Annotated in this window: 14 protein-coding genes; 10 read left to right on the forward strand and 4 right to left on the reverse strand. The window is 49.5% G+C overall.

Features of this window, described 5'->3' with window-relative positions; translation table 11 throughout:
- The first annotated feature begins 1 nt into the window (after position 1).
- Together AC0YN0_RS04420 and AC0YN0_RS04425 are read left to right on the forward strand one after the other, a co-directional pair.
- The gene (locus tag AC0YN0_RS04420; RefSeq protein ID WP_475820178.1) at positions 2-775 is read left to right on the forward strand and encodes an SDR family NAD(P)-dependent oxidoreductase; all 774 of its coding nucleotides are present in this window, start codon (positions 2-4) and stop codon (positions 773-775) included.
- Positions 776-805: 30 nt separating this feature from the next.
- Positions 806-1,711 (forward strand): fumarylacetoacetate hydrolase family protein, encoded by a 906-nt coding sequence (locus tag AC0YN0_RS04425; RefSeq protein WP_475820179.1) that lies wholly within the window; start codon positions 806-808, stop codon positions 1,709-1,711.
- Positions 1,712-1,727: 16 nt separating this feature from the next.
- Here AC0YN0_RS04425 and thpR read toward each other — a convergent pair whose 3' ends face one another.
- A complete protein-coding gene (thpR, locus tag AC0YN0_RS04430) occupies positions 1,728-2,297 on the reverse strand; it encodes an RNA 2',3'-cyclic phosphodiesterase (protein WP_475820180.1) in 570 nt (189 codons plus the stop codon).
- 169 nt (positions 2,298-2,466) lie between these two features.
- On the opposite strand from thpR, the gene AC0YN0_RS04435 reads away from it, so the two are divergent.
- Positions 2,467-3,147, forward strand: coding sequence for an MBL fold metallo-hydrolase (locus AC0YN0_RS04435; RefSeq protein ID WP_475820181.1), 681 nt, complete (start codon positions 2,467-2,469; stop codon positions 3,145-3,147).
- 24 nt (positions 3,148-3,171) lie between these two features.
- Here AC0YN0_RS04435 and AC0YN0_RS04440 read toward each other — a convergent pair whose 3' ends face one another.
- Together AC0YN0_RS04440 and AC0YN0_RS04445 are read right to left on the reverse strand one after the other, a co-directional pair.
- Positions 3,172-3,387 (reverse strand): helix-hairpin-helix domain-containing protein, encoded by a 216-nt coding sequence (locus AC0YN0_RS04440; RefSeq protein WP_475820182.1) that lies wholly within the window; start codon positions 3,385-3,387, stop codon positions 3,172-3,174.
- A 15-nt stretch (positions 3,388-3,402) separates the two neighbouring features.
- Positions 3,403-4,347, reverse strand: coding sequence for a helix-turn-helix domain-containing protein (locus AC0YN0_RS04445; RefSeq protein WP_475820183.1), 945 nt, complete (start codon positions 4,345-4,347; stop codon positions 3,403-3,405).
- Positions 4,348-4,532: 185 nt separating this feature from the next.
- On the opposite strand from AC0YN0_RS04445, the gene AC0YN0_RS04450 reads away from it, so the two are divergent.
- From AC0YN0_RS04450 to AC0YN0_RS04480, 7 genes are all read left to right on the forward strand, one after another.
- Positions 4,533-5,255 carry a ThuA domain-containing protein gene (locus AC0YN0_RS04450; RefSeq protein WP_475820184.1) on the forward strand — a complete coding sequence of 241 codons (723 nt, stop codon included), beginning with the start codon at positions 4,533-4,535 and terminating at the stop codon, positions 5,253-5,255.
- Between the two features lie 98 nt (positions 5,256-5,353).
- Complete coding sequence (locus AC0YN0_RS04455; RefSeq protein WP_475820185.1) at positions 5,354-6,160, forward strand: aminoglycoside adenylyltransferase domain-containing protein; 807 nt, start codon at positions 5,354-5,356, stop codon at positions 6,158-6,160.
- An 84-nt stretch (positions 6,161-6,244) separates the two neighbouring features.
- Positions 6,245-7,513, forward strand: coding sequence for a DNA ligase D (gene ligD / locus AC0YN0_RS04460; RefSeq protein WP_475820186.1), 1,269 nt, complete (start codon positions 6,245-6,247; stop codon positions 7,511-7,513).
- A gap of 152 nt (positions 7,514-7,665) precedes the next feature.
- Entirely contained in the window at positions 7,666-8,820 is a 1,155-nt protein-coding gene (locus AC0YN0_RS04465; protein WP_475820187.1) for an AGE family epimerase/isomerase, read from the forward strand.
- Positions 8,821-9,009: 189 nt separating this feature from the next.
- On the forward strand, positions 9,010-12,351 hold the full coding sequence (locus tag AC0YN0_RS04470; protein ID WP_475820188.1) for a DUF5107 domain-containing protein: 3,342 nt from the start codon (positions 9,010-9,012) through the stop codon (positions 12,349-12,351).
- Positions 12,352-12,385: 34 nt separating this feature from the next.
- Positions 12,386-14,368, forward strand: coding sequence for a glycoside hydrolase family 2 protein (locus tag AC0YN0_RS04475; RefSeq protein ID WP_475820189.1), 1,983 nt, complete (start codon positions 12,386-12,388; stop codon positions 14,366-14,368).
- A 29-nt stretch (positions 14,369-14,397) separates the two neighbouring features.
- The gene (locus AC0YN0_RS04480) at positions 14,398-16,710 is read left to right on the forward strand and encodes a beta-galactosidase (protein ID WP_475820190.1); all 2,313 of its coding nucleotides are present in this window, start codon (positions 14,398-14,400) and stop codon (positions 16,708-16,710) included.
- A gap of 317 nt (positions 16,711-17,027) precedes the next feature.
- Here the strand turns inward: AC0YN0_RS04480 and AC0YN0_RS04485 are convergent, their stop codons facing one another.
- Positions 17,028-17,906 carry a helix-turn-helix domain-containing protein gene (locus AC0YN0_RS04485; RefSeq protein ID WP_475820191.1) on the reverse strand — a complete coding sequence of 293 codons (879 nt, stop codon included), beginning with the start codon at positions 17,904-17,906 and terminating at the stop codon, positions 17,028-17,030.
- Positions 17,907-18,006: the final 100 nt, after the last annotated feature.

Raw genomic sequence — 18,006 nt, forward strand, 5'->3', positions numbered from 1 at the left:
GATGAAGCTTCAAAATAAGGTTGCGCTGGTGACGGGAGCAGGCTCTGGAATCGGACAAACGACGGCCGAACGGTTCGCTATGGAGGGCGCTTTCGTTATCGTTAACGATGTTTCCGAGAGCAGCGGATTAGAAACGGTTGAACGCATTCGAGAGTCGGGAGGGAAAGCGCTGTTCCTGCTTGCCGACGTGACGGATGCCGCAGCGGTAAAGGCGATGGTTGGCGAAGCGATCAAGGCGTGCGCGCGAATCGATATATTGTTCAACAATGCGGGCATAAGCGGAGTAGGAGCGATTCATGAAATCGAGCCTGAGGCATGGGATCGCGTGATGAGCGTCAATGTTCGCGGCGTGTTCCTGCCCTCTAAGTATGTGGTTCCCCATATGATGGAGCGGAGAGCAGGCACGATCATCAATATGTCTTCATGCGTTGCGGAGATTGGTTTGGCCCGAAGAGCTTCCTATTCCGCTTCGAAAGGTGCGGTGCTTGCCTTAACAAAGTCGATGCAAGTTGACTATGCAAAGTATAATATAAGAGTTAACGCCTTATTGCCGGGAACGATTATGACACCTTTCGTCGAGGCTTACCTGGAGCGTTCCTATGACGATCCGGAAGCAGCGATTTCGGCGATTCAGAAGCGGCAGCTTAGCGGACAATTGGGCAAGCCCGAAGACGTGGCCAACGCAGCGCTGTTTCTCGCTTCGGAGGAGTCATCGTTCATGATGGGCTCTCCACTGTACATTGACGGTGGAGTTGTATTTGGCAAAGATGCTTAATACCAGAAAGGGAAGGGGCAAACAACCAAAATGAAGGTCGTGGCGATTAATCAAGAGGGGCAATACAGACTTGGAGTCAAGCGAAGTGATGGTATTATCGATATTTTATCCGCGCTCGAGCGCATGCCCGATTCCGAAGTTCCGACGTCAATCATGGACGTAATAGCCGGAGGCGAGAAGGCTGTGGAAAGCTTAAACAGCTATGTGGAGCGTGTGCTCCTATCGCCAGATCAGGGGCGTGACTTGCTGATTCGCGAAGAGGAAGTCCACTTCGGCCCCTGCGTGCCGGCTCCGAACAAAATCATTTGCGTGGGGCTTAATTACAGGCAGCATGCGATTGAAACGAATGCGGCCATTCCGGAATTTCCGATTCTGTTCAATAAGTTCAATAATACATTGACGGGTCATCTTCAAGACGTCGTATTGCCGGAACGGGTGACGAGCCAAGTCGATTATGAGGCGGAACTCGTTATCGTCATCGGCCGTACAGCCAAAAACGTCAGCAAGGAGCAAGCGCTTGACCACGTATTCGGCTACTGCTGCGCAAATGATTTGTCAGCTCGCGAGCTGCAGATGAGAACCTCGCAGTGGCTGCTTGGCAAGAGCTGCGACGGTTTCAGCCCGCTTGGACCTTATTTGGTTACGAAGGATGAGATCGCCGATCCGAACGCGTTGGTTATCAAATGTTTCGTGAACGGGGACGAGCGCCAGCATTCGAATACATCGGATATGATTTTCCATTGCGATGAGGTCGTCAGCTATATTTCCCGGCATATGACGCTTTTACCTGGCGATATCATCTTAACGGGGACACCGGAAGGCGTCGTACTTGGTTATCCGGCTGACAAGCGCGTATACTTGAAGCCCGGAGACATCGTAACGATTGAGATCGAAGGTTTGGGCCAATTAACGAATCGCATGGTAAGCGAGGCATAATGGCGGCAATACCCCCCTACCGAGGTTGTAGGGGGTATTTGCCTATGACTTCATACATGGGCGACGTATTCAGATGAGTCCGCATAACCACAAATTGGTCAACTAACCATCGTTCCGATGAGCGAAAGCTAGAGAAAGCCGTCACATACAAGCTGCCCTCGCCGGCAAACGTTCTCGCCAGCGTAATATGCGGCTTGTAGGGTCGCTCCTCCGGAACAAATCCAAGCGGACTCGTTTTCTTCACAACCTCACCGTGCAGAGCAGTCAAATTCACAAGCTCACCGTCAACGGCTGCCCATAAAACCCTTGGCGCTGCAGAAGGTCCGAATGTACCGACGTCGGTGAGGTGTAATTCAAAGGTGGGATAGTGAATGTCGGCTAACGCGATGTTGAGAGCATCAAGCTTGTCCGCCGGCATCTCCCCGAGAAACTGAAGCGTTATATGGTAATCGTCTGGATGCGCCCATTTGCGAAATGGAAGACTTTCTTTATTTTGCCGAACCCATCGATTCAACCGAACCTTTATAGGAACTGGCAAAGGCAGTGCTATAAATATACGGATATTTTCCGATTGAGGCTTACTCAATATCAATTCTCCTTCCGATCATAGGTTACGAAAATAGTGTAGCCTAACTTCTCAGAGCACAAACAACCACTTCGAACGAAGTGGTTGTTTGTTTCTTTGCTCTACGAACCTAGCTGGTGGTAAAATAAACTTGTTGTTCATTTAAGGTTAAGAGAGGATGTTGCGCTAGATGACACGACCCAATGAAGGAATAAAAGCGATTCAATTAACGATGGATGCCAATGGTACGCCGTTTGTGGTTTATCCGACTTTGCTATGGGATGATCAGGATGTCATTCTCGTAGATACGGGGCTGCCAGGTCAGTTAGAGCTTATCCGCGAGCTGTTGGAGCAGCAGTCTCTTCCGTTCAACAAATTAACTAAAATCATCATTACGCACCAAGATCGCGACCATATCGGCAGCTTGTCTGATCTTGTGCAAGCTTCAGAGGGCTCTGTTCAAGTGCTGGCTCATGAAGCAGCCGTACCTTACTTGGCTGGGGAGGTCCCGCTTATTAAAAGCAAAATCATCGTTTCATCACCCGTGAAAGTGGACGTGATCCTTCAAGACGGCGATATTCTTCCTTATGCCGGCGGCATTCAAGTCATACACACGCCCGGCCATACGCCGGATCATATATCGCTCTACCATATCCCTAGCAAAACCTTAATAGCAGGGGATGCCTTAACGTCCCGAGACGGCGTTCTCCAGTCTTTCGATCTGAAGTTCACGCTCGATCATCAGCTGGCAACGAAGTCCGTAGCTAAGTTTCAAGAACTAACGATCGATTCGGTCATCACGTATCATGGCGGCGTGTGCACGGATCATATCGCCGATCGGCTGAGTGAAATCGTAGAAGCTGGGCAATAAACGATGTAATCCTAGACTAAACATTCACTTTTGCGCAAAAGACAGTCCTCTTGCTTGAAGAGCTTCATTCAGTATTCGAATTCCTTTAGGCCCTACGCCATGCAGCTTGAGGATGTCTGCCTCCGTAACTTCAGTAAACTGCTCAAGCTTAAAATAACCAGCCTGTGTGAGCGCGCGAGTAGCAGGGTTGCTGATCTTTGGTAAATCGGTTTGTTGCGCATTTTTGTCGAATGTTGTCATCGTATCTCTCCTTATTTAGAGCTGCTCTTGCTGCATCTCGATTACATTGGAGCCGCTGCGCATGAGCAGCTTGAATTCCCTAGGCGAGCAGCCGTTATGCCGCTTGAACAGCTTGTAGAATTGGGCCATGTTGGTGATGCCGACCTCGCAGCTCACATCCATAATATTAAGATCGCTTGTCAGCAGAAGCAACTCGGCTTTCTTGATTCGTTTGTAATTGACGTATTCCACGAAGGAAAGCCCCATCGTTTTTTTGAAATATTTGATGAAATAATGATAGCTCAGATTCAGCAAAGCGCATACTTCCTCGACGCTGATTTTCTCGTCGAGATGCGTGTCAATATAGTCGAGAACGGGTCTGAAGCGGACTAAGTCCGTTTCCTCCGTATCCTTTAATACGCCTCGGCTATCGTTTCTTAACATAAGCAGTAAAAGACGCTTGATGGCAGCGCTTACGGCAATTTCATAACCTCTCGTGCGCCGCTGCGATTCATGGAAAATATCCATGATGAAGTCATGCGCTTCCTGTTTGACGGCGTTGTTGCTATTGAAGATGTAGTTCAGATTATCCAGCGGTTCCGTATGCTCCGAGAAGCAGGACAAATACGGCATTGTGCTTTGGTCAAAATGTTTGCCAAGATCGATCTGGAACACAATATAGTGATGGTCGTCCGCATTAGGCTTGTGAGATCGATGAGGCTGAGAGGCTCCGAGCACCATAACGTCACCCGGACCAAGGACAACGTAATTATGTTTGCTTTGGACGCCTAAGTTTCCTTTCAATATCGCAAGAAATTCGACTTCTTTATGATTATGCCAGGGTTGGTTGTCCACTGGGCCGTAATGGCTTGCATTCGAGCTGATTTCCCATATTTTCAGAAACAGCAGCGGGTTCTGGTAGATGACCTCTTCGTTAATCGCTTCGGCATTCGTGTCCATGTACGTTTCGATGAATGGCATGATGGATGGGCACCTCCTAAAGGTTTGTGGAACGAGAGTGGAGCAAAACTCGCATCGAAAGCTACCGCTTTAAGCAGTATAACACTTTTGAATACAAAAGAGGCATGATTAAGCATTCCCATGACGGGCCGCGTTTTCTATACTTGGAGTAACAATAACATTAACAAGAAGGAGAGTTCTTCTACATGGTTAAAGTAACGGTATGGAATGAAAATCGTCATGAGAAACAAAATCCGCTAGTCGGCGAAATATATCCCGAGGGCATACATGGCACAATCGCATCCTTTTTGAAGGAAGCTGGATATGAAGCTGGGACAGCTACTTTGGATGAGCCTGAGCACGGTTTAACGGATGAAGTATTGAACAATACGGACGTTCTTATATGGTGGGGACATCTTGCGCATGATCAAGTACAGGACGAGATCGTTCAGAAGGTCCGCCAGCGCGTATTGGACGGGATGGGGCTGATCGTCCTTCACTCGGGTCATTTCTCCAAAATCTTCAAAGTGCTCATGGGGACGAGCTGCGATCTGAAATGGCGCGAAGCCGATGAGAAGGAGCGCCTGTGGGTCGTGGCGCCAAGCCATCCGATCGCGGAAGGCATCGGTGAATATATCGAGCTCGAGAAGGAAGAAATGTACGGCGAGCACTTCGATATTCCTGCACCGGACGAGCTGATCTTCACTAGCTGGTTCGAAGGCGGCGAAATTTTCCGCAGCGGATGCACGTTCAACCGCGGCAACGGCAAAGTATTCTACTTCAGACCGGGCCACGAAACGTATCCGACTTATTACAACAAAGACGTTCAACGCGTCATTACGAACGCCGTGAAATGGGCTAAGCCGGTAGAACGCCAGCGTCCCGTATATGGAAATGCGAAGCCGCTTGAGACCATTTCGCCTAAATAAAAACAAGGAGACGCCGGAACGTTGATACGTTCCTGGCGTTTTTTTATGTATAATTCTTGTAGGTACAGTATGGTTTCACTATGTGAAAGGAGCTAGTTATGCTGCCGCAAGTAGTTGAATCAATCATGAATAAGCTATGTAATGGTTTCGGTGAAGACCATTCGATCATTGATTCCGTTTATCTATACGGTTCGGTTGCGTTAGGGGATTTTATTGAAGGCTCCAGCGATATCGATTTCATTGCCATTTTACGCGAACCTCCAAAAGTGTCCGATATCGAATCCATCTCCGCAGCTCATAAAGCGGTTGAAATCGAATTTCCGCAGACCGACATTATGGGGGCATACCTGCTTGCGAGCGATCTTGGAAAACCGAACACTGAGTTAACTCCTTTGCTAACCTACTATAATAAACAAGTCCATTCAAACGGCTATGGTTCCGATATCAATCCCATTACGTGGTGGGTTCTCAAAAATCATGGCATTAAGGTGTATGGTTCGGACCAATCCTTTCATTATGTTATAACGACAGCAAATTTGGTCAGATACGTAATTGATAATCTAAATACGTATTGGATTAGCTGGATCGATCGATTAGACGAGATTTGGATTACGCACTTGGATGAGGCCGTTGAATGGTGTACGCTTGGCATGCTTCGGCAGTTATATACATTGAAAGAGTATCGCATAAGAAGCAAGGTTGAAGCGGGGTATTATGGAATGACAGTTATTCCGCAACAGTGGCATGGGCTGATACACGAAGCGATCAACATAAAGCGCGGTCTTCCCGATCGTTATTATCATTCGAATGAACAACGCTTGGCCGACCTTGCGGCATTGCTTCGTTATATTCATCTAGAAGCGAATCGTGTCTTTGAAGAGTGGAATGATTTGTCGCATGAATGAAAAATGTATAAATTTTGCTGTCGATGGGGATCTACTATACGTACATGGATGACTAAAACCTACTAGTCTATTAAGGAGTCGCGTATGGCAGTTGACAGGAGCAAGGCATCATTATTTCTTAAATCGAACGGACCGTATAGCGGTCTGTTTTTTATTGCCGGGTATGATGAAACGAATCAAAGCTTTATGGCAGCGCTGCAAGAGAATACGAATATCGTTGAAGTTGGATTATTCAGTTACGGGCTTCGTCCAGAGGAGAAACAAACGCTCGTTCAGACGATTATGGCGAACCGGATCGACGCGGGGAATAGCGGTGTGATTCGGATAAAGCCAAGCATTTGCGTTGAGCTGCAGTTTGAGTCGATGCTTAACGATCGGTTGACGCTGCCGATCTTCCGCGCATTTCGCCTATCCGCCGACTGGTCCGAATGCACTTGGAACAAGCTCATTATTGATAACGCTGCCGTTCGTGGCGAAGTGAAGCTAACCAATCCTACCAAGTGGTTATGGCCTGATGCTCGCATCGACAAAGAGGAGTATGTCGCTTATTTGGTTCGGATTTCTCCTTTGATGCTGCCTTTCTTGCATAATCGGACACTAACGACGATTCGGTATCCTCATGGGGTGCCTGGGGAATCTTTTTATCAGAAAAATCGTCCGGATTACGCCCCCGACTTTGTCCGAAGCCATGTCGAAGGCGACATCGATTATATCGTATGCGATGATCTCGCAACACTGCTGTGGCTGGGCAATCAAGCTGCGATCGAATTCCACATTCCCTTTCATACGATCGGAACGGAGCATCCCATCGATATGGTGTTCGATCTGGACCCGCCCAGCAAGGATAAGCTTTCGCTTGCCGTGAAAGCCGCTTTAGAGATGAAAGCGGTATTCGATGGGTTCGGCATCGTAAGCTACCCTAAATTAACGGGCGGCAAAGGGATGCAGATCCATATCCCGCTTGGCCCACGTTCTGGTCTAACTTATGAGGATACGAGAGTGTTTACGCAGTTTGTTGCGCAGTATGTTACGGAGAAGCACCCGGCAGACTTCACGACGGAACGGTTAAAGAAAAACCGCGGAAATCGGCTTTATGTCGATTATGTTCAGCATGCCCCAGGGAAGACGATGGTATGTCCATACTCCCCGAGAGGCAGTATCCAAGCAACGGTGGCAGCGCCATTGTATTGGGATGAGGTGAATGGACGGCTTAACGCGGAGGCATTCACGCTACGCACCGTGCTGGACAGACTTGCGGATAAGGCATGTCCGATGAATGATTTCTGGCAGCAGGACAATTCGAGTGTGTTGACACAGCTCATTAGGCGGCTAAAAGAAACCGGAGCATCATAACTCGAAGCCAGTTCGCGAGTTAGTCAGCAAACAAGAAAGACCGCAAGAAAACGATATTTTCGGTTAACATACCTACATTATTAGCGGGTTTAGGGAGCTATAATGTGCCTATGACAGACAACTATACCTCATAGGAAAGAAGGTTAATCAAAATGTTGGTTCCAACTGAACAACAAGATTGGCTGCAAGAAGTCATCGCTAAAATTACGGCTAAGATGGATGGGGTCAGCGAGAAATCGAAACATAAGATTCCGTACACGACTGTTAACGGTACGCATGACGATAGAGCGGCCGATAATCCATCCGGCGCGGATGCAGACGGCATCAACTGGTGGACGAATGGTTTCTGGGGCGGCATGATGTGGCTGATGCACCATGAGACGGGCAATGAGAAATACAAGGAAATCGCGCAAATATCCGAAGTGAAGCTCGATCAATGCTTCGAGGATTATTATGGCCTGCATCATGACGTCGGCTTCATGTGGCTGCCGACTAGCGTAGCCAACTATAAAGTAACGCAAAACGCCGATTCCCGACGAAGAGCGCTTCACGCAGCCAACCTGCTGGCAGGCCGCTTCAATCTGGCTGGAGGCTTCATCCGCGCGTGGAACGATCTGAACGAAGGGGATACGAGAGGCTGGGCGATCATCGATTGTATGTTCAACATTCCGTTGCTGTATTGGGCAACAGAGGAAACGGGCGATCCGCGTTTCAAACAGATTGCCATGAAACATGCGGACACGGCAATGACGGCTTTCGTCAGACCGGACGGTTCGGTGAATCATATCGTTGAGTTCGATCCTTTCAATGGCGGTGTCGTTAAGACTTACGGCGGGCAAGGCTACGAAGAGGGCTCATCCTGGACGAGAGGCCAGACATGGGCGCTGTACGGCTTCATGATGAGTTATATCCATACCGGCAAAGAGGAATATTTGCATACGGCTAAGCGAATCGCTCACTACTTCATGGCTAATATTCCAGCAGACGGCGTCATTCCGGTTGACTTCAGACAGCCGGCCGAACCGAGGCTGGAGGACGATACGGCTGCGGCGATTGCCGCTTGCGGATTGATTGAGATCGCGAAGGCGGTGGGGCAATATGAGCAAGGTGTCTATCTGGATGCTGCAGTCAAGCTTCTGAAGACGCTCGAATCACGTATCGACTGGACGGAGGCATCGGATAGTTTGGTGCAGAAGGGGTCAGCAGCTTATTACGCCAAAGCGCATCACGAGCCAATTATTTACGGAGACTATTATTTCATGGAAGCGATCTTTAAGCTGAAGGGCAATGACTTGTATTTGTGGTAATGCACATCATGAAATAATAGTCTTACAGGTAGACGACACTCCGGAGTGTCGTCTATTTTTCTGTTCAAAATCAAAATATAATCCATCACATTCCGAATATGGTGAATGGTTCGAGGCCCCGTTATCCTGTAAAGTTATAGGTATTGAAAGTCAATCATTGAGCTGAAATGCTTATAGGGAGTGAGTTTTATGAGTCAGGAAACGGTGAATTGCCGCGTATGGGAAGAAGTCGTCGAGATACCGACTTACGCAGTTGGTAAACCCGATAAAAATCCAATGTTTCTAGAGAAACGAGTCTATCAAGGAAGCTCTGGGCGCGTATATCCGCATCCAGTCATCGATAAGATCGAAGATGAGAAGCAGCTCAAGCCATATAAGATTGTCGTATTGGAAAACGAATATTTGCGAATCGAGATTATGCCGGAAATCGGCGGCAGAATTTATCGGGCTGTCGATAAGACGAACGCTTACGACTTCGTATATTATAATCAGGTTATCAAACCTGCGCTTGTAGGCCTTGCGGGACCTTGGATCTCCGGCGGCATCGAGTTTAACTGGCCGCAGCATCATCGTCCGAATACGTTCGGACCGGTGGAATACAAGATGACCGAAAATGAGGACGGCAGCGCAACCGTATGGGTCAGCGAGATCGACCGCATGTACGGCACGAAAGTAACGGCTGGCTTTACGCTTCATCCGGGCAAGGCTTATTTGGAAATTCATGCCCAGCTGTACAATCGAACGCAAGAACCGCAAACCTTCCTTTGGTGGGCTAACCCGGCTGTAGCCGTGAACGATCATACCCAGTCGGTATTCCCTCCAGACGTACACGCGGTCTTCGACCATGGCAAACGTGACGTTTCCAAGTTTCCGATCGCTACGGGCACGTATTACAAAATGGACTATTCGGAAGGCGTCGATATTTCGAGGTATAAGAACATTCCCGTTCCTACTTCTTATATGGCCTACAAGTCGGATTACAATTTCGTAGGCGGCTACGATCATTCCGTGCAGGCGGGCTTGCTGCATGTCGCCAACCATCATATTTCTCCCGGCAAGAAGCAATGGACGTGGGGGAACGGCGAGTTCGGCCAAGCATGGGATCGAAGCTTGACCGACGAGGACGGACCGTACATCGAGCTCATGACAGGCGTGTATACGGACAATCAGCCTGACTTTACATGGCTGCAGCCATTTGAAGAGAAATCATTCAAGCAATACTTTATGCCTTACAAAAATATCGGAGTCGTCAAAAACGCGACAATAGACGCGGCGGTCAATCTGGAGATAGACGCGGCAAACGGAATGGTTACTATTCAAGCTTACACGACGTCCTCTATTGAAGGGGTGACGATCGAGCTTGTCAGCCGGAATAGAAATTACGTTAAGGAATCGGCTGATTTGTCGCCGAGCAGCACGTTTACGGCAACGGTTCCGCTGCACGCGGACGACGAGGAGCATGACCTCAGGCTAACGGTGAAGGATGCTTCAGGCAAGTTATTGGTCGGCTATCAACCGAAGAAACAACAAATCGAGGATATTCCAGAAGCAGCGAAGCCATTGCCTGAGCCGAAGGATATTCGGACGAATGAGCAGCTTTATTTGGCCGGTCTGCATTTGGAACAATACCGTCACGCTACGTTCGAACCGGAAGCCTATTACTTGGAGGGCTTGAAGCGAGACGAATCGGATATTCGAATCCATGTCGCGTACGGTACTCTGCTGCTTCGTAGGGGATTGTTCGCGAAGAGCGAAGACCATTTCCGTAAGGCGGTTTCAAGCCTGACCTGGCGCAACCCGAATCCTTATGACAGTGAAGCGTATTATCAGCTTGGCGTGTCGCTCAAGGAACAAGGGCGTTTGAAGCAAGCGTTCGCCGCATTTTACAAATCGGTGTGGTCAGCGGCTTGGCAAGATAGCGGATACTTCACGCTGGCCCAGATCGCCGCGGAGAATGGTTCGTACGAAGAAGCGCTCGAGCTGGTCGACCGTTCCTTGGTTCGGAACGCGCGCCATTACAAGGCAAGGGATCTTAGATCGGCTCTGCTGAGACGTCTTGGCCGATTGGACGAAGCGAAGGCTTCCGCAGTGGAAACGATCGGGCTCGATATCGCCGACTTCGGCGCTTATCATGAATGGTTCCTAGTCAGCAGACTTGCAGGAGATCTGGATGGTGCCGATCATGCGCTTCGCGAGCTGTCCGCGCTCTTGCGCAATGATCCGCATAACTATATTGCGCTAGCTTCCGATTACGCTGGGGCAGGACTTTATGAAGAAGCGATAGAGGTATTGCATCTAGTCGCGCCCGATGAACAAGCAAATGCGTACCCAATGGTTCATTTTGCGCTAAGCTACGGTTACGCTAAAATCGGGAAAAACGACCTTGCATGGAAACATTTGAACGCGGGCGAGACCGTTTCACCCGAATATTGTTTCCCGAATACCCTGTTCGACCTTACGGTTTTGGAATTCGCCGTGCGTCTTCAGCCCAACTCTGCAAAAGCTCGTTATTTCCTAGGAAATTGGTACTACGACAAGAAACGCCCTGAAGATGCGATCGCACAGTGGGAAGCATCCGCAGCCATTGATTCTTCGTTCTCTGTTGTACAGCGGAATCTCGCGCTTGCCTATTATAACAAGAAAGGCGAGCCGGAGAAGGCTAGAGTTTCGTTAGAAGCGGCATTCGCATGCGACAAGAAGGATGCCAGGGTGTTCTACGAGTTGGATCAGCTGTATAAGAAGATTCAGGTGTCGCCAGAGGAACGGCTTGCTAAGCTGAAGCTGGAGCCTCAGTTGGTTCAAGCTCGAGATGATTTGTACATCGAATTCGTGGCGCTTCACAATACGCTGGGCTTCTATGAGGAGGCAGCGGGGCTGCTCGCAGCGCGTCAGTTCCACCCTTGGGAGGGCGGAGAAGGCAAGACGCTTGGACAATATATCCAAGCTCATGTCGAGCTGGCGAAGCTGGCGCTCGGAGAGAAACAGTTCGCAGAGGCGGAACGGATACTGCGCAAGGCGCTTGAAAATCCGGTTAATCTTGGCGAAGCGAAGCTTGAAGGCGCGCAGGAAAACAATATCCATTATTATCTTGGCTGCGCGCTTGAGGCGCAAGGACGGCAGAAGGAAGCAAGTGCGGCTTTCACAGCCGCGTCGCAAGGGCTTGAAGAGCCGGCTAGCGCCATGTACTATAATGACCAGCCGCCTGAGATGATCTTCTATCAAGGATTGGCGTGGTTGAAGTTGAACAATATGAAAGAAGCGAAGCGGCGCTTCAACAAGTTGATCGATTTTGCGGAGAAGCATATGTTTGATGACGTGAAGATCGATTATTTTGCCGTATCGTTGCCGGATTTCCTTGTATTCGAAGAGGATTTGAACCAGAGAAACCGCATTCATTGCCGTTTCATGCTCGGACTTGGCCTGTTTGGATTAGAAAGGAACGAAGAAGCAGCTCAGGCATTCGATGAGGCGTTGGCACTGGATCGAAATCATCAAGGTGCAGCTATTCACCGGAAGCTGACGGTTGCATAAGCTTGGATGCTGAAGCAGGAAGGAATGGGTGACGATGTCTTATCGTGAAAATATCCCCTTAACAGACAATTGGCGTTTCCTCGTTGATCCTGACGGGATTGGCTTACACAATCATTGGTACGCCGATATACTCGATTCGGCAAGAGAGGTAAAGATTCCTCATACATGGAATGTGGAGGACGGCTTAGAAGAGTACCGCGGGACAGCATGGTATTCGTATCATTTGGCTGTACCCTCTGAGCTGGAAGGGAAGTTGCTTCGGTTGCAGTTCGATGCGATTTATCGGGATGCGACCGTATGGCTGAACGGAATTCGGGTCGGTGAACATAAGCATTCCGGCTATACGCCGTTTATAATTGACATTACGGAAGAAGTACAGCCGGGAAACCATAATCTATTAACGGTGTCCGTTAACAACGAGAACAGCGATCAAGCGCTCCCGATGTCGAACAGCTTCGACTGGGCGGACGATGGCGGCATCATTCGAGGTGTATCCTTGATCATAACGGGTACTGCAGCGATTGATTATGCCAAAATCATCGCGAAGCCGGAATTTGAGGGAGCACACATGACCGCTTCTCGTGGTACGATCAGCGGTCAAATCAAGCTTTGGGATAACGGTCTGCCTTCCGACTTGCTTCCAACCGTTCATGTGAATGTCTTGTATCAGGACAAGCTGATTGCATCGGAAGCCTATCCGGTTCGCATCGAGAATGGCTGCTTTGATATAAACGAAATAACGATTGATCAGATGAAGTTATGGCATTTCGATCACCCCCATTTGTATACGTTAAAATTGATGCTTGAAGCAGATGGTACGTACTCGGATGAACTTTCGATCCCAGTAGGATTCCGGGAAATCAAGAATGAAGGCAGCAGACTTCTGCTGAACCGCGAACCGGTCCGATTAATGGGGGTAGAATGGATGCCGGGCTCGAATCCCCATATCGGAATGGCGGAAACGGTGGAGGACTTCATTCGAACTCTTGAACAAATCAAGAACGCGAACTGCGTCATTACGAGATTTCATTGGCAGCAGGACAGCAAGCTGCTTGACTGGTGCGATCGGAACGGATTGCTCGTTCAGGAGGAAATTCCGCATTGGCAGCAGCCGGATGAGCCTGATGATGCGCTCCTTCCCGTTGCCCTCCAGCACGCTGCGGAGATGATAACGAGACATTTCAATCATCCTTGCATCTACGCATGGGGGATCGGCAATGAAGTGAACGGGCAATCGGCGCAAACCGTCGCTTACATGAACAACCTAAGATCGCATATCGAACGAATGGACAACACGCGGTTTATTAACTATGTGTCTAATTCCATCCATACCGTCCCTTCCAAAGACGCGACCGGCATCGGCGACTTGCTGATGTGGAACGATTATATCGGCACTTGGCACGGAGAGCTGGACGAGTCCGAAGTGATTGGCCGAATTAACGCCGCCTATCCGGATAAACCGTTGACGGTAGCGGAGTACGGCTTATGCGAACCGGCATTCGAGGGAGGAGATCCCCGGCGAATTCAAATCTTAATGCAAAAGACGGAAGAGTATCGCAAGCATGACCAAATTGCCGCGCTCATCTTCTTCAGCTTGAACGATTATCGCACGCAGATGGGAGAGGAAGGCGTAGGGCGATTGCGTCAGCGGGTACACGGGACGACGGATATATACGGGAATCCGAAACCGTCCTATCAAGCATTGCGTGAGATCGGATCGCCGATAACCGTTAAAGCTGAGAGGGCACTTGAGAGCGAGGCTATCAGACTCACGCTGACTGTTCGCAATGACATCCCTTCCTATAGCGTTTCAGGTTATATCCTTAAGGTGATGATGGCTGGGGCTGATTGGCAATCGCTATTCATTCCCTCTCTCTCCCCTGGTGAACAGTGGACAATAGAATGGTCTGAGCAAAGTGCTGCGAAAGCGGACCATTTCCGTTATGAGATATTCCGTCCTGCCGGATTTAAGGTCATAGAGGGAACCCTGTCAGAGGTATTGCAATTACAAAAATAAACCATGGAAATATGGGAGGATAAATTGGCATGGCGACTTATAAGCTGAATTTGGACGTACCGAACAAGGCAATCACGCCCGGAAAGCTGGCAAACCGCAACGCCGTGAATCCAAAAGGGGATTCCTTCGACTTTACAAACTTTTATATGACCTGGAACGGCAAGCCGATCGTGCCGGTCGTCGGCGAGTTCCATTTCTCGCGATTTTCTTACCTGCATTGGGAGGAAGAGCTGCTAAAGATGAGAGCCGGCGGAGTCAATATCATTGCCACGTACGTATTCTGGAACTACCATGAGGAGGAAGAGGGCGTATTCCGCTGGGACGAAAGCCGTAATCTGCGTCATTTTATCGATTTATGCGCCAAGCATGAATTACGCCTCATCCTGCGAATCGGACCGTTCTGTCACGGCGAAGTAAGAAACGGCGGCATACCGGACTGGGTATTCGAGAAGCCTCTAGAAATTCGTTCCAACGATGAGCGTTACTTGTTCTTCGCAAGACGTCTGTATCGTCAAATCGCTAAGCAAGCGCAAGGATCGTATTTCGCCGAGGGCGGCCCGGTTATCGGCGTACAGCTCGAGAATGAATACATGCATTGCGGAGCTCCGCTGGATTCATGGGGATATAAGGCTGGCGTGTTCATGTCGTCGGGCAAAGGCGGCAACGAGCATCTGGCCGAGCTTCGCCGGCTTGCCGAGGAGGCGGGTATAAAGCCTGCGTTCTATACGGCTACGGCATGGGGAGGCGCAGCGGTGCCGGAGACGGATACGCTGCCGATGCTTGCCGGATATGCGTATACGCCATGGATACCGAATCAGCCGCCGAGCGGCGAATACATTTACCGCGATTTGCATGTGAAGCCTACGGAAGCCGTGAATTACGAAACGCAGGACTATCCGGTCGCATATTGCGAGATGGCAGGCGGTATGCAGGTCAGCTACACGGCAAGACCGAATGTAAGTCCCGAGAGCGTAGAAGCGATGACGCTGGTGAAGCTGGCGAGCGGCAGCAATCTGCTAGGGTATTATATGTATCACGGCGGCTCCAATCCGGTCGGCAAACATGGCTACTTGAATGAATACGGCCTGCCGAAAATCACTTACGATTATCAGTCGCCGCTTGGCGAATTCGGCAGGGTTGGCAAATCGTATGATCGCATCCGTTCGCTCGCACTTTTCATGGAAACATTCGGCTCGATCATCGCGCCAATGGGAACGGTTCTTCCCGAGGGACAATCCGACATCCATCCGGAGGACAAGCAATCGCTTCGTTGGTGCGTTCGTCAGAAGGACGGTTCGGGCTTCCTGTTCCTGAACAACTTCCAGGACCATCTGGAGCTGCCCGATCGCGAAGACGTTCGGATTGAGCTGGAGACGCCGAAAGGCAAGGTTTCGTTCCCGCATCAAGGCTCGCTTACGTTGAAACAAGGAGTTAGCACGGTACTTCCTTTCCATCTCGAAATGGCCGGCGTACACATTGTATCTGCGACGATACAACCGCTTACCGCTATCGAGAGCGGAAGTGAGCGCGTGTTAGTCTTCTATGCGCAGGAAGGTTTGGAGCCCGAAATCGTATTGAACCGTGCAACGACGGCGCAAGTGTCGCAGCCATCCGCTGTGATTACGCCCGAAACGGATGTCATCGTCGTTAAGCCGCTAGTCGGCAAGCAGCATGCGCTGGAAGTTACTTTGGCCAATGATGAAACCGTTCAAATACTCGTTCTGACAAGAGAAGAAGCGCTTCAGGTTTATAAATTCAAGCTATGGGGCGAAGAGAGGCTGTTCATCAGCGAAAGCCGTCTCTATACAAAGAATGAACGGTTGATGATGACTTCTGAAGGGAAGGAACAGTGGGAGATAAACGTATTTCCTCCAGTACCCGAGGAAGTGTCCGCGGATCATGGCCTATTGTCTACAGGACAGGCGGGGTTGTTCCAGTCGTATCGGATTGAGGTTGAGGCTTACGAGCCAAGCATCCGAATCGAGCATCCGCGGGAGCGAAGCGCAATCGTTGAGATCGATCCGAACTGGCCGAGTCAAGTGTCCGATCTATTCCTGCAAGTGGAATACGACGGGGACGTTGCAGCTGCCTACTTGGACAACCGGCTCATAACCGACCATATTCACTACGGCGAAGTTTGGCCGATCGGCTTGAAGCAGTTCAAGGACGATCTCGAGAACCGTCAGCTCCATCTTGCGATCACGCCGCTGCGCAAAGGAACGGTTCATACGTTCGTGAATCAAGCGCTGGTCGAACGGTTCGAAGGCGTGGAATTGGCCGTATTCCATCAAATACAGCCAATACCTTATTACGGCGCTGCTCTCTACCGCAAAATAAAATAGCAACCGAACAAGAAAGGGACACCCCTAAAGCCACTAGGCTTATGAGGTGTCCCATTTGTTCTGCCAACCTTTCGTTTTTTAAGAAATAGAGATAGTTTCTATACCTATTCAGTCCAAATGAACTCGATTTGGCAGAATAGGTATACTTTCTAGCCTTATTACGTTAATTAGTTGGTTGTAGAAGGTAAAGTGTGATTGCTGTTTAAGAAATAGAGTTAATTTCTATATCTATTCATCCCAAGCTAGCTTGATTGGAAAAAATAAGTATATTATTCATCCCTATTCGGTCATGCAGCGGTCAGTGGCGGTGAGGCGGCTCAACCTTTCGGGTGATTACGGTATTCGGAAGGCGAGCAGCCGTTCATTTTTTTGAACAGTCTAGAGAAGTAATACGGATCCTTAAAGCCGAGCATCGTGCTTATTTCTTTGATTGATGCATTCGACAGATCGAGCATCTGCCCAGCCCGTTGTATCTTCATGCGCAAGTAGTAGTCGACCGGCGAATAGCCGGTGGACTGCTTGAACATAAAGTTGAGATGCTGCTTGGATACTTGGACGTGACGCCCGATATCGTCCAGCGTAACGGATGACTCCAAGTGCTCGCTTAAATATCGGATCGCTTTCTCGATATGGCCCTGCGATTTGCTGTCTTCCCTGCGGGCAGCGATCGAAATGACGAAGCTGAGCAAATAGCGAATCGTTTGCGATACTTCTACGAGATGGACCAGCGAGTATGACTTGGACGATAGCAAATCGTAGCATTGATGATAGAGCTCGAGAAACTTCGTTTCGTCTCTTGCCGGCAGAATGACCAGTGACGGCGACGCTTCAGCATCCAGCAGAAGCAAGAAATCGGCGATCTGCGTTCCGCTTAGGTGAAACCAGTAGATGGTCCATGGATTCTCGTCATCTGCACCGTATGCATGGGGGATGCCAGCCGGAATGAAAAGGAACTGCCGTTCCGTTATACGGATTCGCTCGTTGTCGTTCGTTTGAACCCAGCCTGCTCCGCCGGCGCAATAAATGAAAATGTAGGTGTCGCATCCCGTTGGCCTTTCACGGAAATGATTATGGGCTTGGTGAAAACAGCCAATATCGGTAATATACGCCTCTCTCGTGAGCGGATGAGATTTCACTTCATCGAGAACGTAGTGAGGCAGAACGTACAGCTTCTCCCAATCAAAGCTCGTCGTCATCTGTTCCATGATCCACCTGTCCTTCGTTAGACCTCTAGCATCAATAATAAGAATATAATCTATCAATAAAAGGCGTTTGTCAAAAAAACATGCTGCACAG

The sequence above is a fragment of the Paenibacillus sp. J22P218 genome (assembly GCF_056269195.1).

What these genes read in the sequence shown, in the direction of transcription:
- AC0YN0_RS04420 (WP_475820178.1), top strand. Translation starts at nt 2, where the DNA reads ATGAAGCTTCAAAATAAGGTTGCGCTGGTGACGGGAGCAGGCTCTGGA.
- AC0YN0_RS04425 (WP_475820179.1), top strand. Translation starts at nt 806, where the DNA reads ATGAAGGTCGTGGCGATTAATCAAGAGGGGCAATACAGACTTGGAGTC.
- AC0YN0_RS04435 (WP_475820181.1), top strand. Translation starts at nt 2,467, where the DNA reads ATGACACGACCCAATGAAGGAATAAAAGCGATTCAATTAACGATGGAT.
- AC0YN0_RS04440 (WP_475820182.1), bottom strand. Translation starts at nt 3,387, where the DNA reads ATGACAACATTCGACAAAAATGCGCAACAAACCGATTTACCAAAGATC.
- AC0YN0_RS04445 (WP_475820183.1), bottom strand. Translation starts at nt 4,347, where the DNA reads ATGCCATTCATCGAAACGTACATGGACACGAATGCCGAAGCGATTAAC.
- AC0YN0_RS04450 (WP_475820184.1), top strand. Translation starts at nt 4,533, where the DNA reads ATGGTTAAAGTAACGGTATGGAATGAAAATCGTCATGAGAAACAAAAT.
- AC0YN0_RS04455 (WP_475820185.1), top strand. Translation starts at nt 5,354, where the DNA reads ATGCTGCCGCAAGTAGTTGAATCAATCATGAATAAGCTATGTAATGGT.
- ligD (WP_475820186.1), top strand. Translation starts at nt 6,245, where the DNA reads ATGGCAGTTGACAGGAGCAAGGCATCATTATTTCTTAAATCGAACGGA.
- AC0YN0_RS04465 (WP_475820187.1), top strand. Translation starts at nt 7,666, where the DNA reads ATGTTGGTTCCAACTGAACAACAAGATTGGCTGCAAGAAGTCATCGCT.
- AC0YN0_RS04470 (WP_475820188.1), top strand. Translation starts at nt 9,010, where the DNA reads ATGAGTCAGGAAACGGTGAATTGCCGCGTATGGGAAGAAGTCGTCGAG.
- AC0YN0_RS04475 (WP_475820189.1), top strand. Translation starts at nt 12,386, where the DNA reads ATGTCTTATCGTGAAAATATCCCCTTAACAGACAATTGGCGTTTCCTC.
- AC0YN0_RS04480 (WP_475820190.1), top strand. Translation starts at nt 14,398, where the DNA reads ATGGCGACTTATAAGCTGAATTTGGACGTACCGAACAAGGCAATCACG.
- AC0YN0_RS04485 (WP_475820191.1), bottom strand. Translation starts at nt 17,906, where the DNA reads ATGACGACGAGCTTTGATTGGGAGAAGCTGTACGTTCTGCCTCACTAC.